Consider the following 25,880-nt stretch of genomic DNA (forward strand, 5'->3'; position numbering starts at 1 on the left):
AAAAGTGTGCATATTGAATTTTTATTGATCATATGATATTTTTTCTGTGACTTATATTAAGTAAATAATCTTCAATAGGAAAAGTGAAGTGATTAATATCGTGTAGCGAATGTAAGATTAGTCAATGAGTATTTTAAGTTTTATTGATTATATGATAAAGAAATAATACAGAAATATTGAAATTGTGAGGAGAGAATTATGAAGAATTATTCTGTTTTTTTGAAAGAAAATGAATATTTTCGATATTTTGAAGAAAAGTATAATAATAAATTATTTTCTCAAAAATATCCTTTAATCTCTAAGAGAATGAAGATTCTATGTGAATCAATTAAAGAAAAAATTTACAATGTTGAACCAAGTAATTTTTTTCGTATACATGCAGAAGTATTAGGACTAGATGCACAATTACAAATTCTGTTATCATTTGTAGATACTGTTCAGCACGATGAAGATTTTTCTGAAGCAATGATTTTGAAATACTCAAAGGAAGACTATACTGTTTTTATGAAGGAATTTTGTGAAATGGATGTAAATGATATTGTCAATCATTCACTATATTTTTCGGTAATTTAGTTTTATCCTTTTGTATACTTAATTTAGCTTATCTAAATATCAATGTATTTTTTGGTAATTAAACATTAAGGTAATTTGAATTTAGTACTGCATGGAATCTGACTTTAATAAAAAAGACTTGCATTTGTACCCCCAAAAAAAAATTAGATTTTTTTGAGGAGGTATTTTTTATGGATAAATATCCTTTTGAGCTTAGATTAAAGATGATTTGTGATTATTTGGATGGTAAAGGCGGAAGTGATTATATGCCAAAGAAGTATTCCGTTAAGGCTTTGTCACAAGTTAAGCACTTGATCAATATCTATCAAGAATTTGGTGAAGAGAGCCTAGTAAGAAAGTGTCAAAATAAAAAATATTCTGTTCAATTTAAGCTGAATAAGATTAGAGTTATATCAAACAAGTGAGCTATCCTATCGTGAAGTTGCCAACACACTTAACATGAACAATCTTAATTTATTTATGGAAGTTTGTCTACTTTTGTCTACTTCTGCTCAAAGAAACGGTAATACATGATTATTAACGAAGAAAAACGATGGATTGGAGGAGCTACTACTGCAGATATTAACCTTGTATTTGTGAAAGATACATCAGATAATAAATTAAATGTTTTATTATTCCAGGAAATACTGAAGGAAAGATTGCTCTCAGAGTAGTTCAAAATGGTCATATCTATTTAAATAATGTAGAAGTAAGTGATGAAGCAAGATTAGAAGCATATTAATGGCTTTAAATATGTTTCTAGAATTCTAAGAGATACACGAGCTGATATTGCGCATGTAGCAATAGGAATGCTAGCAGGTTTATTAGAAGTAGCTTTGGCTTATGTTAAAGAGCGCAATCAATTTGGAAAAAAGTTTGCTGCATTTCAATTAGTTCGAGAAAAATTAGCTATTATACAAGATAATTTATAAGATTGGCAGAATTACAAGAAAAAGATAAATTTTAAAATTATAGAAGAAAGCTCTACTTTAGATAAAATGCATTAAGATTAAAAAAAGTTTCATTGGTAAGAGAAATGGTTGGTGGAAATGGAATATATTTAACAAGGCTTTGTTTTTTTCTTCTCTTTTCTTCTTTTAAATAAGGAAAGATTTTTTTATAAAGGATCTGATAGAATTCGTTTGATTGCTTATCCACAGTAGATTCATAACTATTTGTCACTTTACGCCAGATGAAACTGAACGTTTTGGCATCTACTTTGGTTTTTGTAACTTAAAATCATATTTTGATGGTTAATTTCAAAATCGGACTTTTTTTTCTTAATGACTGTAATTAGTTTCGTGCACAAAGCGTGCGAAACAAGAAACCCGCGTGTTTCTATGCGTGGAAGAAGTAGCTTTAGCGATAAAAAACTCCTTTCGATATACTAGTGAGTGGCTACCAACCGCTCATCAGATCGAAAAGAGTTTTTTCATGTCATATGAGAAAGTAATGAGTCAGCGTACTGATTTTCTAAATAAGTTATTAAAAACCACGATATTATTTGTATGGAAGACTTAAATACACAAGGTATGTTTCGTAATCATAAATTAGCGAAAAGTATTTCTGATGTTTCTTGGTTAAGTTTTGTGACTAATTTACAATGAAAGACTAATTGGTATGGAGCGGAAATTATCAAAGTTGATAAATATTTTCTGGTTAGTCAAATTTGCTCAAAATACGGACATAAAGACGGCAAGAAATCTCTCGAAATTCGAGAATGGATTTGTCCTATTTGTTATGCTCATCATGACCGAGATATCAATGCAAGTATCAATATTCTGAACGAAGGTCTATGACTAAAACAATTAGCACAGATCCAATAAAGAACTGTAGGAACTATGGGGTATGGTAAATACAAGACATCGCTATTAGTGACAAAAATAATCTATCAAGTATGCTCTTTTTCCAAGAAGATTCCACTTCAAGCATTAAAAATCGCTAGCTTTAGCTAAGTGGTCAGTAATTCATAAATGATATTTCCTACCCTTACATAAATAAATTCCATTTTTGAAAGAAAATATTTTCGTGGTTAATATCTAACTAATTTTAGATAAGGCATATAACAATTTCTTTTGTAATAAATCTATTGGATTTCCTCATTTCAAAAATTAGTTAAAATATACAATTAATAATAAAAAAAATAAATTAGATAATCTATTCTTTATTTGACTGATAGTGTAAAATATTTTGTGTAAATAGAAAAAAGGAAGTCCCTTCTGTAGAATAGAGTTACCACAACACATTCACAGAAAAGAGGACTTCCATATGCACGATTTTACTACAGAAATTCTAAAGACTCTAGCGAACAAAGGCGATTTGAATGAATTATTCCGTGTCCATTTGGAAAAAGCTGTCAATACGCTTCTCAAAACGGAGTTAACGGCTTTCCTCGATTACGAAAAGTACGATCGCATTGGTTTTAACACGGGTAATTCTCATAACGGCTCCTATGACCGTACGGTCAAGACCGAGTATGGGGAACTTCATATCCAGATTCCGCGCGACCGCAACGGCGAGTTCAAGCAACAGACTGTTCCTGCTTATAGACGGACGAATGATACCTTAGAGGAGACCGTCATTCACCTCTTCCGAAAAGGTATTACCATGTCGGAAATCGCAGACTTGATTGAGAAAATGTATGGGCATCACTACACGCCCCAAACCATGTCCAACATGACTAAAGTGCTGACTGAAGAAGTAAATGCATTTAAAGTTAGAACTCTAAATGATAAGTATGTCGCTATTTTCATGGATGCTACTTATATTCCTTTAAAACGGCAAACCGTCTCCAAAGAAGCAATCTATATTGCCATTGGTATACGAGAAGACGGCACTAAAGAAGTACTAAGTTATGCAATTGCCCCGACTGAATCGACCTACGTTTGGAATGAGTTGTTACAGGACATTTTTTTTCGTATTTGATATATAAATTTCTTTTTTTAATAATTTATTATTTAATCGTTAAGACAACTATACTGTTCTTTTTGTTTTTTTACAAACACAACAATATTTAAGAGAGAGAAATAAAGAACGTGAGTAATTTTAACATTGTTTGGAGATTTCATAATAGTGAAAAAAATTGAAATTTCACAGTTATGAGTTTATTAAATAATAAGGAGGAAAAACAATGGATAGAAGTACAAAAAAACTATCTTTGATGAGCTTTTTTGCTATAACTGCCTCAATGGTCATGACAGTTTATGAGTATCCGACATTTGCAACATCAAAGATGAATCTAGTTTTTTATTTACTAGTTGGGGGCTTTCTTTGGTTTATTCCTGTGGCACTTTGTTCTGCGGAAATGGCTACTGTGAAAGGATGGGAAAAAGGTGGACTTTATACGTGGGTCTCAAAAACTTTAGGAAGAAAATGGGGATTTGCTGCTATTTTCTTCCAATGGTTCCAAATTACAGTAGGTTTTATCACAATGATTTACTTTATTATAGGAGCACTATCTTATGCACTTAATTGGCCAGCTTTAAATACGAATGTTTGGTTAAAATTGATTGGAACATTAGTAATTTTTTGGTTAATAACAATTTCACAATTTGCTGGGACAAAAAATACTGCTAAAATTGCAAAATTAGGTTTTTTTGTCGGAATATTAGCGACTGGAATGCTTCTCTTTGTTTTAAGTATTCTTTATATTATGCAGGGAAATCCAGTAAAAGTTTCTTTTGGGGCAGATGCTTGGCTTCCAGATTTTACTAAAGTAAATACGTTAGTGGTTTTTGTTTCATTTATTTTAGCATATGCAGGGGTTGAGTCGTCTGCTAGTCATGTGAAAGATATGGAGAATCCTGGGAAAAATTATCCTAAGGCTATTTTGATATTAGTAATTTCGACAATTATTTTAGATACATTGGGTGGTGCTACAGTTGCTGCAACAATCCCACAAGACCAGTTATCACTAGATACAGGAGTAATCCAAGCGTATTCTTATTTAATTCACCATTTTGGTGGAGGAGCAGTACTTATTCGTATCATTGCAGTCATTATTTGTTTAGGTGTTGTTGCTGAAATTGCCACATGGGTAGTTGGCCCGTCGACTGCTATGCTTGAAGCAGCTGAAAATGGACTGCTACCAAAACAAATGGCAAAAGTTAATAAATATAATGTACCTACCAATATCGTATTAATTCAAGGAATAATCGTTTCTATCTGGGCAGTTGTACTAACATTAGGAGGAGGGGGAGCTAATCTTTCGTTCTTTGTTGCAATGGCTTTGACAGTATGTATTTATCTTGTATCTTATGTTCTTTTATTTATTTCTTACATCAAATTAGTGAAAGAAAAGGAAGATTTAGCAAGATCATACCAAATTCCTGGTGGAAAGAAAGTAAAAATTGGTGTAGCAATTATAGGATTACTTGTTTCAGTTTTTGCATTCTTTATATCGTTTTTTCCACCTAACGATATCGGTTATGGTAAAGGAGGAACGTATTTAGCTATCTTAATTATTAGCTGGTTAATTATTTTAGTTATCCCTTTTGGGATTTATAAAACATTTGATGAAAAAGGAAATAACAGAAAAATCTAAGAAATCAGTGCTTTTTAGGAGGAGAGAAAAATGTTATTCAGTAAAAAAAATAGATATGAAGCACAATATTTGGAACCTATTTTCGGAAATGAAGCGATGGACGAAGCGATTCCTATGTATAAACTGCCAAAAGGCTCGCTGATTCCTCGAGATGCTTATCAATTGGTAAAAGATCAATTAATTGATGAAGGTGTGTCAAGACAAAATCTCGCTACATTTTGTCAAACATACATGGAACCAGAAGCTGCAAAAATCATGTGTGAAACATTGGACAAAAATGCAATAGATAAAACTGAATATCCACGTACAGCAGAGATCGAAAATCGGTGTGTTAACATCATTGCTGACTTATGGAATGTTCCAGATGAATCTGATTTTATAGGTACCTCGACTGTAGGTTCGAGTGAAGCTTGTATGTTGGGGGGATTAGCATTAAAATTTGCATGGCGTAATCGTGTAAAAAAACTTGGTTTAGATATCAATAAACAAAAACCTAACTTAGTAATTTCTTCTGCATATCAAGTCGTTTGGGAAAAATTCTGTGTTTATTGGGATATTGAAATGCGCACAATCCCGATTGATGAAGAACATGGGAGTATCAATATAGACACTGTAACCGATTATTTTGATGAATATACGATTGGCGTAGTAGGTATCTTAGGAATCACTTATACAGGAAAATATGACGATATAAAGGCATTAGATAAAAAAATAGAGGAATATAACAAACAGACTGACTACAAGGTATATATTCATGTAGATGCTGCCAGTGGTGGATTATTTGTACCATTTATGGAACCAGAACTTGAATGGGATTTCCGTTTGAAAAATGTACGTTCAATTAGCACTTCTGGACATAAATATGGATTGGTATATCCTGGTGTTGGTTGGGTTATCTGGAAAGAAAAAGATTTTTTACCAGAGGAATTAGTCTTCAAAGTTAGTTATCTTGGAGGAGAAATGCCAACAATGGCAATCAATTTCTCAAGAAGTGCAAGTCAGATAATAGGACAATATTACACATTTATCCGTAATGGGTTTGAAGGTTATCGATCAATTCATAAAAAAACCAGTGATGTAGCAAAATATTTAGCAAAAGAAATTGATAAAATGGGTTATTTTGATATTTATAATGACGGTTCACAATTACCAATTATTTGCTATAAATTGAAGAAAGATGTTTCTATCTCTTGGAATTTATATGATCTAACCGATCAATTTGCAATGAAGGGGTGGCAAGTCCCTACTTATCCGTTACCTGATAATCTATCAAATATTAATATCCAACGTTTTGTTTGTCGAGCAGACTTAAGTATGCAAATGGCCATAGATTTAATTCAAGATATGAAGACTGGTATTGATTACTTAAATCAAAGATCTATACGGAAAGAATCCCCTGATATTACTTATGGATTTTCCCACTAAATTTCAACAGATAAGTTATTATTTACCTCCTTTAAATTGTTTAAGTGAAGTGCACCTCAAAAGTTAGACTAAAAATCTAATTTAGAGGGGTGCTTTTTTTGAGGAAATACACACTGGAATTTAAGGAAAAGTGGATAGTCTTGTTTTAGCGAATACAAAAATTAATCTAGACAAGGCGTTCAATAATTTTTTCCGTGATGAATATGTCGTCGTTCAAAAGAAAAAAATGGTTCAAAGTTGCACAATCAACAATCAGAATGGAACAATTGTTTTGATTGATAATAAATACGTCAAAGTTTCTAAATTGAAGTTTTTAGTTAAAATTAAGCTTTATAGATAATCTAAAGGTTTGATCACAATCTCACGTCATTCAAGTGGCAAATACTTTGTTTCGTTGCTGCGTGAAGAAGAAGTTGTTGAGTTAAAAAAACAATTATGCAATTAATATTTACTTATGTATTATTGACGTTGCCATTCTTTCAAATGATCAAAAGATTGATAACAATAAATTCACATCAAAAATGGAAAAGAAACTAAAACATGAACAACATAAATTGCTAGACGTACGTTATTGGCTAAAAATAAAGGTGTCAATCTTTTTGAAGCTAAAAATAGAAATGCATAGTAGTTCGATTATACGAAAAAGTAATGAAGCAACGTACCGATTTTCTGAATAAGTTGAATACAGAAATCATCAAAAATCAGGATAGATAAAATGAAGAACCGTAGGAGTAGAGATTGGTAAATAAGAGACACCATTGCTAGTGAAAAAATAAGCTATCAAGTATGCTGTTTTCCCAAGAATCTCTCATTTCAAGTTTTAAAAACCGATAGGTTTAGCTGAGTGATGAGATGAGTAGTTCACTGTAGTCACCAATCCCCTGTAGTCTAATAGTATAAGCCTAGAAAAAATTTTAAATTTTTTTAGAAATTAAATTAATTTTTAAAAATCTAGGAACTGAGCTTTTAATTATTTATAATTTTTTAGTCATTTAAAATAGGAGGAAGTATTTTGAAAAAAATGATCTATATTATTATAGGAGTCATTACGGTAATCTTTATTTGTATTGGGTCAATGACTATCGCTAAAAATGATGAAAAGAAAGAAACAACAGAAATTATAACAACAGAAAAGAAATCTGCTCAAGAAGTAAAATCAGTATATGATAAATTAACAATAGGAACAGGTTTGGAGAATGTAAATAAAATATTAGGTTCTCCGTTATATACGGAATCTTCTACAGATCATTCGGGAAATTCTGAAACCATTTATACTTGGGGAAGTAGTAAGAACGGAGAATTAGGTGCTAAGTTAACTGTTGGTACAGAAAACAACAATGTTGTCGAAAAATCAGTATCTGGATTATATGTTTCTTATGATAAAGAAAAAGTAGTTTCTTCTAAAGTATTTGGAGAAATTCAAATGAATAAGGATTTATCAAAGGAAAAAGCTATTAAAAAATTTGGCAAACCGAATGCTATTGCGGAATATAAAAATTCAAATGGTGAAAATATTCAAACATTGACGTGGGAAACAAATACTACTGGACCATTAGGATCTTATTTTGTCATCACATTTACGAATGATATTGCTACTTCTAAAAATGAAGTTGGATTAGTGTAAGCCAATTTTAAATAGCCAAGTTTAATAGAAAGTTTAATTAAAACACTGAAAGCTATCTATGATGAATTGCCCAAACAGTTTAAAAAGAGATATTTCAGATATTCATTGATGAGAACTGACATTAGATACAATAAAAAAGAGCACCTCAAATTTAGTAAAATAAATTTGGAGGTGTTTTTGTCATGGAAAAAATGGTTATCACTAAAGAAGTGAACTACTCAGCACTTAGCTAAACCTAACGGTTTCGGGGACATTGGACATAGCGATCAAGCTAAGAGGCAATTGGTACCCCCAGACAGAAGAAAAGATTGCGCTTTCTTGTAGAATTGATACAATTATCTAAAAGGACGTGTGCTTTTATGAATCCACCTATTGAACTTGTTAGCGCTGAATATGAATTTCCCAAAGGGGTACATGACGCTCTAGCGCATTGTCTTCTCTATTTGGAATTCTTTGCTTCTAAATCAGTTTGTGCGTATGATATTCAGACATGTGAAGTAAAATTAATTCGGAAAATCCGGAAGAAACTTGATCAAGTCGTTCACCAGGAACTATTGTCGATGGAAATAGAAATCCTTCAACAGAATAGTCGAATTTTACCTGCAGTCGATCATTGTTCGCAACAGCTTGAGACGCTCCTCCAAAAGACAAATCCACTTGGTGAGAACGTCCGATTTGGCAGTATAGGCATTGACGGGATTGCCCAAACTAACGCAGATGATGCACTGTACTTACAAGAGGAACAATCCATAGTAGAGCGCTACCGACAGTTGTTCTTGAAAAGGAATGATCCGTCAGTCGAACTGGATCCTTATAAATGGTAAGTAAAAAAAGCAGGAGCCAAGATAGCTCTTTTCAGGCACTCGCTGAAATATTTTATCGAATAATTGATCGAAACAGGATCAACTAGTTAGCTTATGAAACAGGGTTCTGCCAACGATGGAGTATGGTCCAAGGGGACGATTTTTTCTCAACGTGTGTTTTCTTTGTCAATTCAATCGCTAAAGAAACACTGGTTGATTTGTCGGTCTACTTAGAAAAACAAGGATAGATCAGTATCAGCCCGCAGGGCTTACATGAACGCTTTAATGAACGGATCGTTTCTTTTCTTGAGCAGTTTTTGAAGCAGTTGATCCAAACAGATGCCTCGAAAGAAACCACATTATTGAATGAGGATTCTGTTTTTAAACGCATACGGATTATCGATTCTACCGCATTTATTTTAGATTCGTCGTTTGTCGATGAATTCCCAGGTTCTGGTGGAACCAGACATACTGTGGGAGCTAAAATTCAATTGGAGTATGACTTGATCAGCGGTCGAATTTTGGAAAACTACCTAGGCGCAGAACGAGAAGGTGACAAACAGTTTAGTGATACACATCTAGCAAAAATAATTCCTGGAGATTTGTGTATTCGAGACTTAGGTTACTTTGATTTGAGTGAATACCAATCAATTCAAGCTGCTGGAGGTTTTTATATCACCTGAGTAAAGACAACCACTCGTTTATTTGTAAAAAATCCTAATCCAGAGTCTTTTAAAAAAGCAAGTAAACAGAAAAAGCACAGTCAATATTTACCGCTTTCTTTAGAAGGATTCGTTGATACTTTACAACCAGGAGAAACAATTGAATTTCCAGAAGTCTATTGCGGCAAAGGACACTACCTTGGGGCTCGAGCAATCATTCGTTGTTTAACAAATAAAGAACTAAAACATCGACAACAACAGATAGAAAAATTGGTAAAAAGCGCAAACCACTAAGTGATCGCAGCAAGAAAATCAAGCGGTTAAATATTTATATCACGAATTGTCCGGTAGTCCATGTCCCAATGGACATGGTACATGAGGTATATTCCTTACGCTGGCAGATAGAACTTCTTTTTAAAGTTTGGAAATCGGTCTTCAAAATTAATAAAATAAAAAAATAAATAGTCACCGATTAAAATGCCATATCTATAGCAAATTGATTGCCCTATGGCTGACGATGACAACGATGTACAAGATGAGAAAACTATTGTACGAAAAGCAAAAGAAAGAGTTAAGTGAATCAAAAACCATGCATGTGTTAATACACTATCTACCAGATTTCTGTCAGGTTTTCAGGGGTGACCTTATAGCGATTGAAAACTTATTAGACCGTATTTTTAATCTGTTAAAAAGAAACGCTTTGAAGTCTCGAAGAGGGACAAAAAAGACAAGTATGGATATCCTTAGTCCCTTTATCAGGTAAAAAAATTTAAAAGTCATGAAGCTTATTTAGTGTATGCTTTTTTTAGAAAATGTGACAAAGTCCGAGAAATTCTTTAAATAAAACTATAATGTATCCTTATATTTTGCCTTAGCTTGATGGCTATGTCCAGTGACCCCTTTACTTAAAAATTGTATATATTGTGAATTGAAGCCTACTTTGTATATTTATTTCCAGAAAGTCATTGGAGTAAATATTCTAGATAATTATACTCGGCCCAACAGGGTATAACCTGTTGGGCTTTCTGTTTAGCTGTTAGAAACTTAAATTAGCAAATGAGATTGAAGTTTAGCAATAAAAATAAAAGGGATGTGTTAGAAACTTAATAGTTTTTGATATATGATTAAATTCGCGGTATAATAGGATTTGTAGTGTTTCATAAACTTATGTCAAAAAGTTAAGGGGATTTTCCATGATTTTAGAGAATAAATTGGGTTTGACCAATCAAGTTGAGTTGGCCAAAGCTGAAGAGAAAATCAGTAAGCAAAAAGCAAAAGAATTATACGATTCTGGAAAAATAAATGAAATCGAAGTCGGTACGTTTAAAGGCTTATCTGAAATTCATGATTTTCTCTTTTCAGAGATTTATGATTTTGCAGGAAAAATTCGGACGGCCAATGTCGCAAAAGGAAATTTTCGTTTCGCACCGGTCATGTACCTGGAACATTCGTTAAAGCATATTGATCAAATGCCACAAACTTCTTTTGAAGAGATTATTAATAAATACGTGGAGATGAATATCGCTCACCCTTTTCGTGAAGGGAATGGACGAAGTACTAGAATTTGGCTAGATCTCATTTTAAAGGAAGAATTGCAAAAAGTTGTTGACTGGAACTTGATCGATAAAACAGACTATCTTTCTGCAATGGAGCGAAGTCCCATAAACGATTTGGAGATACGGTATCTAATTTCCAATGCCCTGACTGATCAAATCGACGATCGCGAGTTATATATGAAAGGAATCGATGTCAGCTATTTTTATGAAGGATACTCTGAGTATACGATAGATGATTTGTAAGAGCAGGTGGGTTAAATGACAAAATATGGCTATGCACGTGTCTCAACTGCTTCTCAAAGTAAAAAGGAGCAGATCCAACAGCTGCTTGAGAACGGTGTTGAGAAGAAGAATATTTTTTCTGAAAAATTTACAGGTACGAAACGAGATCGACCGAAGTTTAATCAGCTGTTAGCTGGTCTGAAGCCTGGAGACGAAATCGTTGTTACGAAACTTGATCGATTCGCCCGTAATACAAGAGAAGCACTAGAGATCATTGAACCTTTACTCGATGATAACGTCACGATTAAGGTATTGAATCTAGGAACGATCGAAAATACGTCAATGGGTCGAATGGTTACACGCACGTTGTTGAGTGTAGCTGAAATGGAACGTGATATGATTGTAGAACGTACTCAGGAAGGAAAATTGTTTGCGAAAAAGAATAATCCTAATTTTAAAGAGGGACGTCCGAAAGCAACAATCACACCAAAGAAGAGGCACGCATATGAATTGATTACTTCCGGTAAATCGTACAAAGAAGTGGAAGCCATAACGGGGTTCAGTCGTAGTACACTTTTTAGAATTAAGAAACAAATAGAAGGCAGTGATTAGAAGATTGATAAAATGAATATAAAAATCTCTTTCAATTTAAATGAATCGTTGTTTATACGAACATTCTAAGGTCAAGTTCGCTCATTAAGAAATATCATTGGTCGAACAAAGCGTCATATTAGCTACGAATAGAGATATTTTTAGGAAGAATCGAAGAAAATGAAAGAACAACAATTAGGCTATACTTTTTGGGGACGTCCATTATACGGATTAGAACGAAGAACAGCTGTATCGATCGATTGTGCTCGTGGTGAGTTGATTCAGCAAAATACTCAAACGAAACAATATCATTGTAAAAATTGTGGGAATTGTTACCAATTCATTGACCAAGACTTCCAATTGCTAAACGAAAAAAATAAGTAGGTCTATGAAAGTCAGACAAATAGTCTGACTTTTTTGCTATTTTAGAATGTTCCCTTTTACAAATGCAAACGTATGTTTGTACAATCGAATTGAAATGGGGTAGAACAAAATGTTTGATTACTCAAATGGGCCAGTCAATGATTACTTTTTGATCGATATAAAAAATTTTTATGGTGTGAAACGTTTCTAACTGAAAAGGTTAGGCACACAAGTAGTTCTTGTGGAGAACTGATGATTTGAGGAGTGAAATGATGGTGTAACGACCTGAAGCGCTCCCTCTGATACTCCGATTGGCAAATCTGTTGATTAGAATAAGAATTTGTCAAAAGCTAGGTAAAGCCGGCTGAGAGTTACCGTAGTTGCATTGTTGCAATCAAAAGCTGTCCAGCGGTGGATAGTGTAACCTATAAGTCGGGAGTCCAAAAATTACTCATGGTGAGAATGTGCAATTGTACTGACAAATTCGCGAATATACGAATCTATAGGCTTGGGGTGCAGAAATGTATCTTGCCCGCACAAAAGATATTGTGACATAGGGTGCGACTTGCGGTTTAGTAAGAATCGTAGATATGAATAACCGTGCAGTGTTAAGGGCACTGGAAAGTCGCAGGTTTAGAGTGAGCACCTAAAAGTAAATGTACGGATAAAATCATTGGAACGTTGAAAGCTAGTGACGTGGAGGACTAATCTCCTTTGAAGCGGTTGAGACGAAGAATAATAAGCTCATTCACACTAGTGAGAGTAGTGGCACAGTACCTATGAATCAGTAATAATAAGCTGTGGAGGGATAGCCACAAGTCAATTGGTTTTACTAACAGTTATGATACAATCTATACAAAGAAAGTTGCGATAATCACATTTTCAATAACCTTATGGAAATTGTAACTTCGCCGAATAATATCTTACTAGCGTATAGAAATATTAAAGGAAACTCTGGGAGTGTATCTCCGGGCGTTGATAATAGAAATATTGATGATTTAAAAGAAATACCTAATACGGATTTTATCAGAATCGTGCAAGACAAATTTTCAGAATATAAACCACAACCAGTTAAAAGGGTAGAAATCCCAAAACCAAATGGAAAAACTCGCCCACTTGGTATCCCAACTATTTGGGACAGAATCGTACAACAATGTCTATTACAAGTTCTAGAACCTATTATGGAAGCAAAATTTCATGATAAGAATTATGGGTTCCGTCCTAATCGGTCGGCACACCATGCATTCGCTCAAGCAGTACGCTTAGCACAAGTGTCTAAACTTACTTTTGTAGTAGATATAGATATTGAGGGATTCTTTGACAACGTAAACCATTCAAAGCTTATCAAACAGCTCTGGACATTAGGAGTCCAAGATAAGTGGCTTTTAGGTGTTATTAGGGCAATGCTTAAAGCGCCCATCATTCATAAGGATGGGCGAATTGATCACCCTAAGAAAGGAACTCCGCAAAGCGGAATCCTTTCCCCTCTTCTCGCAAATGTTGTGTTAAATGAATTAGACTGGTGGATATCATCACAGTGGGAAACCCACCCTACAAGGCATAATTATGATTGGTATAATGCCGAGAAAGGTTACTGGAATAAAGGAAATAAATATCGAGCGTGGCGTGGTTCAAAACTAAAAGAAATTTATCTCGTAAGATATGCCGACGACTTCAAAATCTTCTGCAGAAAACGTAACGATGCGGACAATATATTTATAGCCACCAAATTGTGGCTAAAAGAGCGTCTGAAACTCGACATTAGCCCAGAAAAATCAAAAGTGGTTAATCTAAAGAAAAAGAAATCCGAGTTCCTCGGTTTCACTATGAAATTGGTTCGCAAAAGAAAGACCTTTGTCATAGAAACGCACATGTGTCCTAAAGCCATGAAAAAAGTATTTGATAATCTAGCAAAACAAATAAAGGTAATTCAGCACACCCTTACCAAAGAGGACTTACAAAAACAACTAGTGAAATACAACTCGATGGTGATAGGGATTCATCAATATTACAAAAAGGCTACCCACATTAGTGTGGATTGCCCGAAAATTAACCAACGTATAATGGTTATCATTAAAAATCGACTGGACGTTAAGAAAAATGGATCTCCGCCTAGTGATTTCGTTAAGAAAAACTATGCACGTTCAAAACAGCTAAGATGGATCAATGGCTATCCTATGATTCCTTTAGGATTCGTTAAACACAGCCATACATCACTACCCAAAATGGGAATTTGCAAGTACACGCCCGAAGGACGTGTGCTAATACACAAGTATCTTACCTTTCCAATCGATATTATCAACCAACTCATGAATATGAATAATCCGAATGAAAGCACTGAATTTAGGGATAATCGTGTCTCTAAGTACTCCGTACAACGAGGCAGGTGCCGAGTAACAAAAGAAGTTTTGGAGCTAGCAGATATTTATTGTCACCGTATCATACCTAAAAATCTTGGTGGAAAAGATAACTTCCAAAATCTAGTTATCATTCACTAAAATATTCATCAACTTATTCATGAGAATGATAAAACGAGAGCTTCATTTCTCATGACAAAGATGAGGATTACAGGCGCTCAGCTTGAGATAATTAACCAGTTCCGGAAAAAAGTGAAAAATTGTGAATTGTTGCTGAATTTATAACTGTATGATATCTGTTAGTAGACATTGATGGAACGCCGTATGCGGTGAAAGTCGCATGTACGGTGTGGAGTGGGGGAAAATCCGGAGACTATATCAAAGGATTACCTATCGCTATCAAGTGTCGAATGTATAGAAAGGGATTTAGATCCATTAACGACTGAATTAGTCGTGATGAGTCGAGCGGACAATACAGGATCAAGGCTTATTTTAGCTTCTTCACCAGCTGCAAAGGAAAAATATGGAATCTCTAATGTCAGCCGGCCGCGAGATCTACCGCAGCCTTATCCTAAAACGTTACATGTCGTTCCGCCACGTATGAACCTGTACATTAAACGAAACATGCAGGTAAACAATATTTTCAGAAGGTATGTAGCAGACGAAGATCTATTGATCTATTTACGACTGAAGGAACATGAAGTCAAAGAAGAAAGAAGTTGGCTCAAATGATCCAGGAGAGCATTAAAGAAGAGCTAGGATTGATTGCTACGATGGGAATTGGTGATAATCCTTTATTGGCAAAACTAGCTTTAGACAACGAAGCAAAGCAAAATGAAGATTTTATTGCTGAATGGACGTATCAAAATGTTCCTGAGAAAGTATGGAATATTCCTGAAATGACGGACTTTTGGGGCATTGGCTCTCGAATGAAAAAAAGGCTCAACAAAATGGGTATCATGAGTATTAAAGATTTAGCTAATTGGAATCCATACAATATTAAGAGCCGTTTAGGTGTGATTGGTTTACAGCTGTACTTTCATGCTAATGGGATCGATCGAACAGATATAGCGATCCCGCCAGAACCAACCAAAGAGAAATCCTATGGTAATTCACAAGTGTTACCACGAGATTATACCAAGAAGGAAGAAATCAAGCTTATCGTAAAAGAAATGGCGGAACAAGTAGCAATCCGTATTAGACAACACCACTGTAAAACAGGTTGTGTTCATTTACACATTGGAACTTCGATCTTAGAAACGAGACCAGGGTTTTCACACTAAATGAAAATTCCTAACACAGACAATACAAGAGAGCTGCAGAATTACTGTCTTTTCTTATTTGATAAGTATTACGAAGGACAAGAAGTCCGACATGTTGGTATTACCTATAGTAAGCTAGTTTATACTGATTCGCTTCAATTGGATTTGTTTAGTGATCCACAAAAGCAGATTGATGAAGAAAAACTAGATAAAATTAGGCAGAAGTATGGTTTTACGTCGATTGTACATGCTTCTTCGATGGTAGAAGGCGCTCGAAGTATTACTAGAAGTACATTGGTTGGTGGATATGCAGGAGGCAATGGGGGCTTAAAAATGATTGATTATAGCGATCGAGGACGGTTGAAATGGGCTGGATTTTACTTATCAGATCATACCGAGGAAATTGACGCCGAAAATGAACAACGAGCTAATAGAAACTTAGCAAAAGAACAAATGAAAACTGAAGAGATTTCAAAAATACTGAAGACAGCAATAATGAAAAATAGAACTATCTGTATCCAAAAAGAAGAGCGTGACATGGATGATTATTATCCGGAGGTCATTGTAGGTAAGATCTTAGGTGGGGATGGACTTGGTATCTATGTAGGTGAGGATAAAGTTCACTACGATGAAATACGCCATATTGAATTTTACCAGGAACAAAAATGGAGTCATTTAAAATGAATATAATCCAGCAATATGAGCTAAAATATATAATATTTGAACAGCTATTAGAAGATAGTTGGGGCTAAGGTCAATGTTTGATAAATGAAGTTGGTATTGAATGCTTCTGCTTCTATGTTGAAGCTGCGGCAGGATATCATGATTTTCGGTTTTATATTTTTCCTTTTACTTCTCTTAAGTATAATAAAATAAGGTGAAAGTTACAAATATAGTAAATTTTTTATTGAAGAGAATTTTTTTATTTGATAAAATGATTCAGGAAGGGATGGAACTTTCAACAATTGACGTAAATGGTGAACCTTGTACAGGAAAAGTAGTTTGTTTTCGAAAGAATACGTTTATTATTGAGCATGAAACCGATTATGGTATTGAACGATATTTAATCTCAAAAAGAAAATTTCGGAAAGAAGGTCATACTTTTCCTCGATATGATGGGAAAGGTGATTTTAATAATCATACTATCTTGTAAGTAGAGGTGAGAAAAGATAATGATTCAACTGTATATTAATTACTGGAAAAATAGTTTTAAGTACAAAGAAACCGTTAGCATAAATGAGTTTTTGACAGCATTTATTTTCAATTTGATTATTCTTGCGGTCATTTTGTTAATGGGGATATTTGTTCCGGTCACATGGGAAAATGTATTAGTGGATTTTTGGTATATAGTCATGTACTTGATGATTATTCCAACTATCTCTTTAATTATTCGTATGGTAAGAAAACTTGTAAAAAAATAGTTTAACGAATTTTTCTTTTGGTGTTCTTCTGTCTTGTTAGAAACAGAAGAATTTTTTTATTTTTTCAAACGGAAATATTGAATGCGTTTTTTATTCGATATAATTTTCTTATGAGAAGAATTTATTTAGGAGGAAAAAATGAAACGATATCTTTATCTATTGACAAGTTTTAGTGTACTAATGAGTGTTAGTATGGGAGCAAATGTATCTAAAGCAGAGGAAATAAACACAGAAAATTCGACAATTGTGACTGAATCAACGACGAGTTCTACTGAAGATACACAAGTGACTAGTGAGACACAATCTGTCATAGAAACAACTACTACTGACGAGACAAGTAATGTAGAACTGGATAGATATCAATAAAGTAGACATAAAAAGAGAAGATACTTAAAGATTTTCAAAGTAAAGAGCCTCCTTTTCAGTTGGTGTAAGCATATCTAATGTTCCATGAGGACGTTTGGTGTTATAGAATCCTTCAATATAAGCGAAACAAGCCAACCGTACTTCTTCGATTGAATGAAATGAACAGCGGTTTAATTCTTCTTTTTTCATATATTTAAAAAAAGCTTCGATGACGGCGTTATCCCACGGATAACCTGGTTTAGAAAGAGAATGGACAATCGGATGATTCTCTATAAACTTTCTAAATTCTAAAGAGGTATATTGAGACCCTTGATCTGTATGAAAAAGAACAGGACTCATTAAATTTCGAGAATGAAGTGCTTTATCCACTGTTTGAATGGCTAGGTTTGTATTAATCGTTGGTCCTACAGTCCAAGCAATTACTTTTCTAGAAAATAAATCTAAAACGACACACAAATACGCAAATGTTTTCTTACCGATGGGGATATAAGAAAAATCACTCGTCCAAACTTGATTGGGTGCTGGTAGATTGAACGCTTGGTTTAGATGATTTGGACGTGTCAAAGAAACCTTGTTTTTTCTTTTTTTGAAAACAGGTTTTACTGTAGACATTTTTGGTAGGTTCATTGATTTCATCAAGCGATAAACGCGACCAATACTAATCGAAATGCCATAATCACGCAAAAGGATCCGTTGGATCTTTGCAGCGCCAAGACGTTTTTGAGAAGAAGTATAAATTTCTAAAATCATTTTTCTTAGGTGTTGATTTTCTTTTGTTCTTGGGACTACTTTTCCAGAAAAGCGTTTGTAATAAGTGGAACGATTGACTTTGAGTACACGACAGAGTGTAACAATACTGTGTTCATATCGAAGAATGTGTATGGCTTTTAATCGTTCGTCGAGCGAGGCGTGAATATGGCAATCGCTTTTTTTAGGATTAAATTTTCCTCCTCGAGCTGCGCATTTCGTTTTTGTAGCTGTTTGATCTGACGAGCCGTAAGGATCGTGTCATCATCAATTTTTACTTCAGAATATTGTTTGACCCAACGAGCAATTGAAGAAAGAGCAATGCCGTACTCTTTAGATAAAGCATGTTGAGTTTTACCACTTTCGTGAAGTTTCACAATGGATTTTTTAAACTCTTCATCAAATTTACGTGGTGATTTTCTGTTGTTTCCCATATTAAAAAGTCCTTTCAAAATTTGTGTCTATTTATTTAAGAGTATACAAAAAAATGTGTCCACTTTATTAGGATACATGCAAATAAGACCAGATCTTATGAAGAGTAATACCCAATATATAAAAGAAAAACCTAAAGATTGTGACTACATCATCATAAGTGAAGCAAATAAAACAGTATTTCTGATAGAACTTAAAAGCTCAGCTCAGACTTCTCCTGCAAAAGAAATTATTGAACAAATTGATGGTGGATATAAGTAGTTAGAACATCTTAGTTTTCTAACAAAATATGATTTTATTGAATTCAGTTATAAAATTATTAAGGTATGTTGTAAATTTGAGGCAAGACAAGATCGTAAAAATCTTTTTAAACCTAATGAATATGGTATTTATAATATGAATGGTCCAAAATTAGACTTAAGAGAGTTGTATAGAAGGTGTAACGATCTATAAATTCAAATCTTTTTTAATTCTATATATTGTTTGTCTAGTAACGTTATAATTCTTTGTAATCTTTGAAATAGAGATGCCTTCATTCAAGTCCTTAACGATGTTTTCATAAACTAAACGTCGTTGAGGATTTTTTGTATCTGCACTATAAAGTTTTGGACGACCTTTATAAACTCCATTTGCTTTCACAATTTTAATGCCTTGCGCCTGGCGTCGTTTAGATTCGGTACGCTCTTGTTCAGCGATCATGGCCAAAATTTGTATGATCAGATCCTTAATGAATTTATCCAGGAGAGGGTTACCAATTGCTTCAGCCATGATCGGTAGACTGGTGATGATTAGCTGTACGTTTTTCTTCTTTAGGTAATTGACTGAAGCGATGATCTCGTCGTAATTTCTTCCAAGTCGATCAATAGCTTCCACAATAAAAATGTCTTGATCTCGGACGAAATCCAATGTTTCTTGGAAAACAGGTCGATGAGTAATCGTTGCGCCCGATTGTTTCTCGATGAAAATTCTCTCTGCACCGAATTTTTTCATTTCTTCAATCTGGCGTTGTTCATTTTGATCGATGGATGAGACACGTATGTATGCAACTCTCAAAATTTTTACCTACTTTCTGCAACTATTTAAAATACATCCTAATCATACACGATAAAACCAGATGTCATTTTTCTTTTTAAATGACGAATATTTTATTTAATAAATGGCAAAAAATCACCTTAGAAAAAAGAGTTCAGTAGTTAGAAACCTTTTTTCTAAGGTGATCTGGTAACATTTTATCTAATTCTTCTTCTGAAAAAAATTGCTCTTCTTCAGATTTTAGTGCTTTTAGTGCTTTTAGTGCTAATTTATAACTTTTACTATCTGTTTTTGGAGTATTTATATAGATTTCATGGGTTGCGTTCATTAATTTATCTCTTTCATTTGTGATATTATTAATGCTCAAACGATTTAAATCTGTTAGTAAACTTATATATTTTTCTCTAATTAACCATAATTTATCAGCAATAATTTGATGATTTTTAGCTTCTTCAGCAAGATTAAAATTTTTAAAGTATAAATTCAATCCAAGAGAAATTGTAGAACATAGACCAGCAATAATTGTTGAAATATGATTAGTAGTAATGATAGTCCCCAAAAATCCTCCAGTAGTAACAGCTGATAATCCTATCTGAACACATTTTAAACGTTTATTTTTAGAAATGATTCTATCTGCTTGTTTTAAATGAGTCGTATAAGTATAAGTTACTCGACCATAAGCTTCACGTAGTTGAATTTCTAAACACTTTTTTTCTTCTTCCATATTATCCCCCACAACTCTTTATAAAGCTATTTTTTTAAAACTTTTTCAAGGCATACAATGCTATTTTCTGTATCAACAAATTGATTACTTCCAGGAGAATATAAATTTAAAAAGCCAAATATATTATGTGAATTAAAGTAATTTAATAAAGTTTTTTCGTATTCTCCTGAATTTACAACTTGCCCATTATTATTGTCTACATATTTCCAGCTCCCTATAGCTTCATAAACAAAACTATCAATGACTATTCCTGAAAGGTGATAGCTTTTAAATTCTGTATCTCTTACATGACGAAAATGCTTACAAGTATCGTATAACAAATTATTACTTTGGATATTTTTTAGTTTCATAGCTTCCTGCTCTTTTTTAGGATTAGTAGCCTTCCAGTTTCCACCCATATTTGAATCTGGATAGATAAATCCTTTTGAATTTCCAAAATAATCTTTGTCATTAAATGCTGGTACTATTTCAAACTTAATTCCATCATGAAAATTTATTTTAACAATTTGTCCATCAGCTCTAATATCACTACTTGGTAATATCTCTAGAATTGTTTTTCGTATAACTTGTAATAATCTAGATGGTCCATTTGACGAATAACTCTTAAATCTATCCAATTCTGACATTGGTAATTCAACTAATATATCTATATCACTAGTGCTTATTGCAGTTCCTCTTCCATAAGATCCTACATATAAGCTGTGAGCAGAATCGCTTTCAGAATTCCAAAATGCTCTATTTATTGCTTTAGTAATTCTATGATATCTTGTGGCTATTCGTTGACGTTTATATAGTGGGATAGAATAAAAATTAGATTTTTGAATTAATAATCCCATGTTTATCATCTTCCCTTTAAATGTATTCTTCTATTCTATAATATCGTAAAATTAGTATTTCAATCAATCATTATAAGTAGTGTACAGAAAATCCGCCGTTTCTGGACACTTTATTTTTTAGCTTTATTTTATAAAAAATCAATTCATTTTATGTTCATAAACCCATAACAAAATCTATGTTCAGTTAAACTATGTAGATAAAGTTATGTTACGATGAAATTAATGAAGGAGTGATTTTTTTGAAAATAGGGTACGCACGAGTATCTACCGGTTTACAAAATTTAGATTTACAAGAGGATAGTTTAAACAAATTTGGTTGTGAAAAAATTTTTACTGATCATATGAGTGGGGCAAAAAGTAATCGACCAGGATTAGAAATGGCGCTCGATTTTATTCGTTCTGGAGATACACTTGTCATTTGGCGTTTAGATCGTCTGGGAAGAAATATGGAAGATTTGATTTCAATCGTCAATCGATTGAATGAACGTGGTGTGAGTTTTCATAGTCTTCAAGAAAATATCACGATGGATAAATCCAGTTCGACTGGTCAAGTTATGTTTCATCTATTCGCGGCGTTCACAGAATTTGAACGTAATCTGATTTTAGAGCGTTCAGCTGCTGGACGTGCTGCTGCACGAGAAAGAGAACGATTTGGTGGTCGTCCTGAAAAGTTAACTGAACAAGACTTGGAATTACTGAAGACTTTAGTAGATAGTGGAACACCGATTAAGAAAATTGCGGAACGATGGAATGTTTCTAGAACAACAATTTATCGTTACTTAGATAAACTGGAGGGAAAATAAAGAATGATGAAAACAAAAACTGTGAAAGTGGATGAAAAAACGTCTTTAGAAATAGTCACTTCTAAAGATTTCAGGGATTTTATAATTATTGATGTAAGCTGGAACAAAAAAGATATAGAAAAAGTTTTAACATAATTAAGCAGAAGTTAATAATAATCATGCTCTTTTATAAAAAGAAGGTATTGATGGCAATATTTGTTTTGAATGAAATGGTACAATGATTAGGATAAAAATAATTGGAATTGATGGATACCAACTTACAAAAGTGTTAGGGAAATTCTTTTGTTTTAACGTTTACAAAGCTATACCAATAGCTATATAGTTTCTACATAAAAGAAGTTCGTTAAAGTTTTAGTCTGTTGTAGTATGATTAGTATTGGGTTTACAGCATTAGGAACAAATATAGACGCTGCTACGTATTACGGAAATGGTGTGTATTGTAATAAGCAAAAATGTTGGGTAAATTGGGGACAAGCTTGGTCAGAAGGGGTTAAACGTTGGGGAGATAATTTGTTTGGTAGTTTTAGTGGAGGAAGGATTTAAATGATTGATATTGATGAAACAAAAAAAATAATTCATGAATTATATAATAGTTTAAAGAAGCGTGATGAGACCAAAGCTATATTAGATATTACAGATGTTTTGTTGCAAGTCTATAAAAAAATAGATAGCGAAAAATATCCAGAAATATTAATAAACAAATTGGTGAATTATATCTATATTGTTGGCTTTGACAATAAAATTCATTTTTTAGGAAATGATGAAAAGTTATTAATAGAATTGGGAGATATATCTAAAAAGGCTGGAATTAACAGTAAATATAAAGCTAATTTTACAGATAAATCTCAATTCTATAGTTATTCTGAAAAAGTACCTATTAGATAATTATATTTCTCCATTCAATTGAATAGTTGAAAAATTCAATTGAATGGAGAAATATAATATGATTTAAAGAAGCTAATATATGATGAAATTGCGGTTGATCCATATAAAGGTGAACAAAAAACTGGAGATTTATCAGGTATTTGGTCTAATGGTTTTAGATATGCAGTACAATTTATAGAGTGGCTTATGAAATCAGGGAAAATAAGGTGATTCCAGTATTGTTACGTGGAACACATGAAAATTTTTATGAACCGTTGAAGAAAATTATTTAGGTCGTTCTTCTTTAGAACGACTCAGACTGTAGCCAAAAGAGTATATATATCTTTTGGCTATTTTCTTATCTATGCTGTAAAAATAAAGAAAATATCACTTGAGCAACAAAAAATCCTACAATAAAAAAATTACTACTAAAATAGATTTTCCTAGTTTTAACCAAATGTTATTTTTTTCATATTATTTCCCCGTAAATTATAAAAATTTTTTGAAAAAAATGTGAAGTTACTTTATTGTTGAGAGATTTTTGTTAGAATGAAGGAGGATAATGATAAGTGAATAACAATTGTGATAATCAGGTGTCTCCTGACTTAAAAGAAAGCGTTTGGTAAGTAGAAGATCATACGCTGTGTGAAGAATGTTCAGAAGAACTATTTTTCAAAATGAAGGATAACTATCATGAATTTTCTTTAAGTATATCTGTTGTTTTAAATTGTTTGTTTATTGCAGAAAAAGAAGGATATGTTCCTAGGTTACCAGATTATTGGTGGGTTCAAATTCGACAAAAGATTCCTGCAGAAACTATATTGAATAAAGGAAAGGAAGAAAATTTGTAGATGAAGAAAACGAGTAAATTATTGTCTGCTTTATTGTTATTAGGTCAAGTTGTTGGTTATACTCCATCTGTTTTAGCAGATGAAAAACCATCAAATGTAGCGACAGAACAATCAACGACAGTGAATACTGACAATTCTACAACTGATAGTACAGATACGACTAAGGAAGAAACCACAACTGATTCTTCCATTGAACGATCTGAGCAAAAACCAAGTGAATCAACCGATCAAACGACAGACTCTACGACAGATAGTTCACAAACAACAGAATCTAAACCAGAAACAACTACTCCTGGTACGACAGACTCTAGTCAACCAGAAAATAATACGCAAGAACCTACTAAGCCTTCAGAAACGAAGCCTGTGGAACAGCAAACCACAAAACCAAGTGAATCAGTGAATCAAGAAGTGACACAGCCAACAAAACCTGCGGAAGTCACTCCTTCACAATCAGTTTCGAAACAGCCTTCAACCACTGGACAAAATGCACAACCAAAAGCAGAAACAAAGGCACAAGCTCAACCAACTGTGCAAGAAGAGTCAAAAGCTTATCGTCAAGCACCAACTGCGCCCATTCAAGAATTAGTCCCTTCTAGCAAAAAGGATAACGAAGGAAACATTTATTTTGAAAAAGACGAATCAGGCGAAACATTTATTCGAAAAATTGGCGAATCTGCTCGTAAAATCGGACAAGAAAATGATTTGTATGCTTCCGTCATGATTGCCCAAGCGATTTTAGAATCGGCTAGTGGTCAAAGTCAGTTAGCACAAGCACCAAATTACAACTTGTTTGGAATCAAAGGCACACATAACGGAAAAGGCGTCTCTTTTGCGACACAAGAAGATTTAGGTAATGGGACACTTTATACTACTCAGGCAACTTTCAGACAGTATGAGAACTATGAGGATAGCTTAAATGACTATGCTCAACTATTAAAAGAGGGTTTAACAGGAAATAGCCATTTCTACGATGGAGTTTGGAAGACCAATGCAAAAACATATCAAGAAGCAACGAAGTTTCTAACAGGTCGTTATGCGACAGACACTAGCTACGATAAAAAATTAAATGGGTTAATCGAAACCTATGACTTAACCAAGTATGATAAAGAAGTAGCGGGCCCACAACTAAACAAAAAAGGGTATGTCGTTCCATTAAAGAATTACACGATTTCTAGTCCGTTTGGTACTCGTGGGGGAGAATTTCATCGAGGATTAGATTTAGCAGCGCCACAAGGTGAGCCAATCTATGCCAGCAAGGCAGGAACGGTCGTTAAAGCAGAGTTTCACCCATCATGGGGCAATGTTGTAGCTATCGAGCACGAAGACGGTACAACGGCTTTATATGCGCACCAACAAGAATATCAAGTCAAAGTGGGTGACAAAGTAAAACAAGGGCAGATTATTGGTTATGTTGGTTCAACAGGAAACAGTACAGGCAGTCACTTACATTTTGAATTGTGCCTAAATCATAGTTTAAACCAATCACAATTGGTTGATCCAGAAACAGTCTTATTCTGATGAATAAGGCTGTTTTTTAAGCTCTATATCATTTAATTGATATTTAAGAAAATAAATAAATTGTAGTGAGAGAGCAGTTATACCTATAGCCACACATTCAAGTAACCATGATTTTCTTTCTTCCAATTGTGTTAGAAGGCTTGTATCATCAAAAGATAACATATCAGTAAATTGTAGAAGTAATGTGAAAAAAAGCAATACATGAGTAAAAAAGTCTTTTGAAATATCTAGTATCTTATAGACTGAAATAATATTTATTTTACTTAAATGTACTAAAGTGAGTCCGATAGCGTGAGTAATTATAGATAAAACAAAACTAATAATAA

At 33.5% G+C, this 25,880-nt stretch carries 27 protein-coding genes and 7 pseudogenes; 30 read left to right on the plus strand and 4 right to left on the minus strand.

Annotated elements, in window-relative coordinates; genetic code table 11:
* Window positions 1-198 precede the first annotated feature (198 nt).
* The 22 genes and pseudogenes from IGL28_RS13585 to IGL28_RS13690 all read left to right on the plus strand — a co-directional run bounded on the left by IGL28_RS13585 (window position 199) and on the right by IGL28_RS13690 (window position 17,747).
* Window positions 199-573 (plus strand): DUF7006 family protein, encoded by a 375-nt coding sequence (locus tag IGL28_RS13585; protein WP_081129217.1) that lies wholly within the window; start codon window positions 199-201, stop codon window positions 571-573.
* A gap of 170 nt (window positions 574-743) precedes the next feature.
* Window positions 744-1,029, plus strand: a pseudogene (locus IGL28_RS13590) (IS3 family transposase); the annotation flags it as partial.
* Window positions 1,030-1,289: 260 nt separating this feature from the next.
* Window positions 1,290-1,484: an acyl-CoA dehydrogenase family protein gene (locus IGL28_RS13595; RefSeq protein WP_081129216.1), complete on the plus strand. Its 195-nt coding sequence runs from the start codon at window positions 1,290-1,292 to the stop codon at window positions 1,482-1,484.
* A 508-nt stretch (window positions 1,485-1,992) separates the two neighbouring features.
* Window positions 1,993-2,351, plus strand: a pseudogene (locus IGL28_RS13600) (RNA-guided endonuclease TnpB family protein); the annotation flags it as partial.
* Between the two features lie 469 nt (window positions 2,352-2,820).
* Window positions 2,821-3,462 (plus strand): annotated as a pseudogene (locus IGL28_RS13605) (IS256-like element ISEfm2 family transposase); the annotation flags it as partial.
* A gap of 220 nt (window positions 3,463-3,682) precedes the next feature.
* Window positions 3,683-5,095: an amino acid permease gene (locus IGL28_RS13610; protein WP_128427771.1), complete on the plus strand. Its 1,413-nt coding sequence runs from the start codon at window positions 3,683-3,685 to the stop codon at window positions 5,093-5,095.
* Window positions 5,096-5,125: 30 nt separating this feature from the next.
* Window positions 5,126-6,520, plus strand: coding sequence for a glutamate decarboxylase (locus tag IGL28_RS13615; protein ID WP_438843979.1), 1,395 nt, complete (start codon window positions 5,126-5,128; stop codon window positions 6,518-6,520).
* A 127-nt stretch (window positions 6,521-6,647) separates the two neighbouring features.
* Window positions 6,648-7,228, plus strand: a pseudogene (locus IGL28_RS13620) (transposase); the annotation flags it as partial.
* Between the two features lie 313 nt (window positions 7,229-7,541).
* Window positions 7,542-8,144, plus strand: a complete 603-nt coding sequence (locus IGL28_RS13625; RefSeq protein ID WP_226062823.1) for a DUF3862 domain-containing protein — start codon at window positions 7,542-7,544, stop codon at window positions 8,142-8,144.
* Window positions 8,145-8,503: 359 nt separating this feature from the next.
* Complete coding sequence (locus IGL28_RS13630) at window positions 8,504-8,968, plus strand: hypothetical protein (protein ID WP_368026675.1); 465 nt, start codon at window positions 8,504-8,506, stop codon at window positions 8,966-8,968.
* 296 nt (window positions 8,969-9,264) lie between these two features.
* Window positions 9,265-9,630: a transposase gene (locus tag IGL28_RS13635; protein ID WP_164885448.1), complete on the plus strand. Its 366-nt coding sequence runs from the start codon at window positions 9,265-9,267 to the stop codon at window positions 9,628-9,630.
* Between the two features lie 248 nt (window positions 9,631-9,878).
* Entirely contained in the window at window positions 9,879-10,070 is a 192-nt protein-coding gene (locus tag IGL28_RS13640) for a transposase (RefSeq protein ID WP_081129207.1), read from the plus strand.
* A 732-nt stretch (window positions 10,071-10,802) separates the two neighbouring features.
* The gene (gene fic / locus IGL28_RS13645; RefSeq protein WP_128427684.1) at window positions 10,803-11,408 is read left to right on the plus strand and encodes a protein adenylyltransferase Fic; all 606 of its coding nucleotides are present in this window, start codon (window positions 10,803-10,805) and stop codon (window positions 11,406-11,408) included.
* Window positions 11,409-11,423: 15 nt separating this feature from the next.
* Entirely contained in the window at window positions 11,424-11,999 is a 576-nt protein-coding gene (locus tag IGL28_RS13650; protein ID WP_128427682.1) for a recombinase family protein, read from the plus strand.
* Window positions 12,000-12,158: 159 nt separating this feature from the next.
* Window positions 12,159-12,362 carry a DNA helicase UvrA gene (locus tag IGL28_RS13655; RefSeq protein ID WP_128427680.1) on the plus strand — a complete coding sequence of 68 codons (204 nt, stop codon included), beginning with the start codon at window positions 12,159-12,161 and terminating at the stop codon, window positions 12,360-12,362.
* A gap of 872 nt (window positions 12,363-13,234) precedes the next feature.
* Window positions 13,235-14,839: a group II intron reverse transcriptase/maturase gene (gene ltrA, locus IGL28_RS13660; RefSeq protein WP_241653632.1), complete on the plus strand. Its 1,605-nt coding sequence runs from the start codon at window positions 13,235-13,237 to the stop codon at window positions 14,837-14,839.
* A gap of 213 nt (window positions 14,840-15,052) precedes the next feature.
* Window positions 15,053-16,293, plus strand: a pseudogene (locus IGL28_RS13665) (Y-family DNA polymerase); the annotation flags it as partial.
* Window positions 16,294-16,644, plus strand: a complete 351-nt coding sequence (locus tag IGL28_RS13670) for a hypothetical protein (protein ID WP_081129245.1) — start codon at window positions 16,294-16,296, stop codon at window positions 16,642-16,644.
* Window positions 16,641-16,841 (plus strand): annotated as a pseudogene (locus IGL28_RS13675) (hypothetical protein). The gene IGL28_RS13670 and the pseudogene IGL28_RS13675 overlap by 4 nt, the downstream one beginning before the upstream one ends.
* 68 nt (window positions 16,842-16,909) lie before the next feature.
* On the plus strand, window positions 16,910-17,113 hold the full coding sequence (locus IGL28_RS13680; RefSeq protein WP_272471493.1) for a hypothetical protein: 204 nt from the start codon (window positions 16,910-16,912) through the stop codon (window positions 17,111-17,113).
* Between the two features lie 19 nt (window positions 17,114-17,132).
* A complete protein-coding gene (locus IGL28_RS13685) occupies window positions 17,133-17,381 on the plus strand; it encodes a hypothetical protein (protein ID WP_081129200.1) in 249 nt (82 codons plus the stop codon).
* 138 nt (window positions 17,382-17,519) lie between these two features.
* Window positions 17,520-17,747, plus strand: a complete 228-nt coding sequence (locus tag IGL28_RS13690) for a hypothetical protein (protein ID WP_226062820.1) — start codon at window positions 17,520-17,522, stop codon at window positions 17,745-17,747.
* Between the two features lie 24 nt (window positions 17,748-17,771).
* On the opposite strand, the gene IGL28_RS13695 is transcribed toward IGL28_RS13690, so the two are convergent.
* A protein-coding gene (locus IGL28_RS13695) for an IS3 family transposase (protein WP_376116533.1) occupies window positions 17,772-18,928 on the minus strand; the annotation gives its coding sequence in 2 pieces (ribosomal slippage) (window positions 17,772-18,670 and window positions 18,670-18,928; 1,158 coding nt in all).
* A 55-nt stretch (window positions 18,929-18,983) separates the two neighbouring features.
* Between IGL28_RS13695 and IGL28_RS13700 the strand changes: the two genes are divergently transcribed.
* Entirely contained in the window at window positions 18,984-19,187 is a 204-nt protein-coding gene (locus IGL28_RS13700) for a hypothetical protein (RefSeq protein WP_232088657.1), read from the plus strand.
* Window positions 19,188-19,373: 186 nt separating this feature from the next.
* On the opposite strand, the gene IGL28_RS13705 is transcribed toward IGL28_RS13700, so the two are convergent.
* From IGL28_RS13705 to IGL28_RS13715, 3 genes are all read right to left on the minus strand, one after another.
* Complete coding sequence (locus IGL28_RS13705; RefSeq protein ID WP_081129199.1) at window positions 19,374-19,979, minus strand: recombinase family protein; 606 nt, start codon at window positions 19,977-19,979, stop codon at window positions 19,374-19,376.
* 133 nt (window positions 19,980-20,112) lie between these two features.
* On the minus strand, window positions 20,113-20,682 hold the full coding sequence (locus tag IGL28_RS13710) for an SLATT domain-containing protein (RefSeq protein WP_368026676.1): 570 nt from the start codon (window positions 20,680-20,682) through the stop codon (window positions 20,113-20,115).
* Between the two features lie 26 nt (window positions 20,683-20,708).
* Window positions 20,709-21,518, minus strand: coding sequence for an SMODS domain-containing nucleotidyltransferase (locus IGL28_RS13715; RefSeq protein ID WP_197725939.1), 810 nt, complete (start codon window positions 21,516-21,518; stop codon window positions 20,709-20,711).
* A gap of 239 nt (window positions 21,519-21,757) precedes the next feature.
* On the opposite strand from IGL28_RS13715, the gene IGL28_RS13720 reads away from it, so the two are divergent.
* The 7 genes and pseudogenes from IGL28_RS13720 (at window position 21,758) to IGL28_RS13750 (ending at window position 25,554) form a co-directional block, all read left to right on the plus strand.
* Window positions 21,758-22,321 carry a recombinase family protein gene (locus IGL28_RS13720; protein WP_128427803.1) on the plus strand — a complete coding sequence of 188 codons (564 nt, stop codon included), beginning with the start codon at window positions 21,758-21,760 and terminating at the stop codon, window positions 22,319-22,321.
* A 3-nt stretch (window positions 22,322-22,324) separates the two neighbouring features.
* Window positions 22,325-22,456, plus strand: a complete 132-nt coding sequence (locus IGL28_RS13725; RefSeq protein WP_264082654.1) for a hypothetical protein — start codon at window positions 22,325-22,327, stop codon at window positions 22,454-22,456.
* A gap of 231 nt (window positions 22,457-22,687) precedes the next feature.
* Complete coding sequence (locus IGL28_RS13730) at window positions 22,688-22,864, plus strand: leucocin A/sakacin P family class II bacteriocin (protein WP_081125813.1); 177 nt, start codon at window positions 22,688-22,690, stop codon at window positions 22,862-22,864.
* Window positions 22,865-23,206 (plus strand): bacteriocin immunity protein, encoded by a 342-nt coding sequence (locus IGL28_RS13735; protein ID WP_181934730.1) that lies wholly within the window; start codon window positions 22,865-22,867, stop codon window positions 23,204-23,206. It begins immediately after the preceding gene.
* A gap of 72 nt (window positions 23,207-23,278) precedes the next feature.
* Window positions 23,279-23,478 (plus strand): annotated as a pseudogene (locus IGL28_RS13740) (type II toxin-antitoxin system RelE/ParE family toxin); the annotation flags it as partial.
* Window positions 23,479-23,862: 384 nt separating this feature from the next.
* Window positions 23,863-24,036: a hypothetical protein gene (locus IGL28_RS13745; RefSeq protein WP_241547006.1), complete on the plus strand. Its 174-nt coding sequence runs from the start codon at window positions 23,863-23,865 to the stop codon at window positions 24,034-24,036.
* Window positions 24,037-25,554 (plus strand): peptidoglycan DD-metalloendopeptidase family protein, encoded by a 1,518-nt coding sequence (locus IGL28_RS13750; protein ID WP_128427798.1) that lies wholly within the window; start codon window positions 24,037-24,039, stop codon window positions 25,552-25,554.
* Window positions 25,555-25,880: the final 326 nt, after the last annotated feature.

Origin of the sequence: Enterococcus sp. AZ077 (assembly GCF_051714965.1) — a bacterium.
GTDB classification, from domain to species: domain Bacteria; phylum Bacillota; class Bacilli; order Lactobacillales; family Enterococcaceae; genus Enterococcus_B; species Enterococcus_B hirae.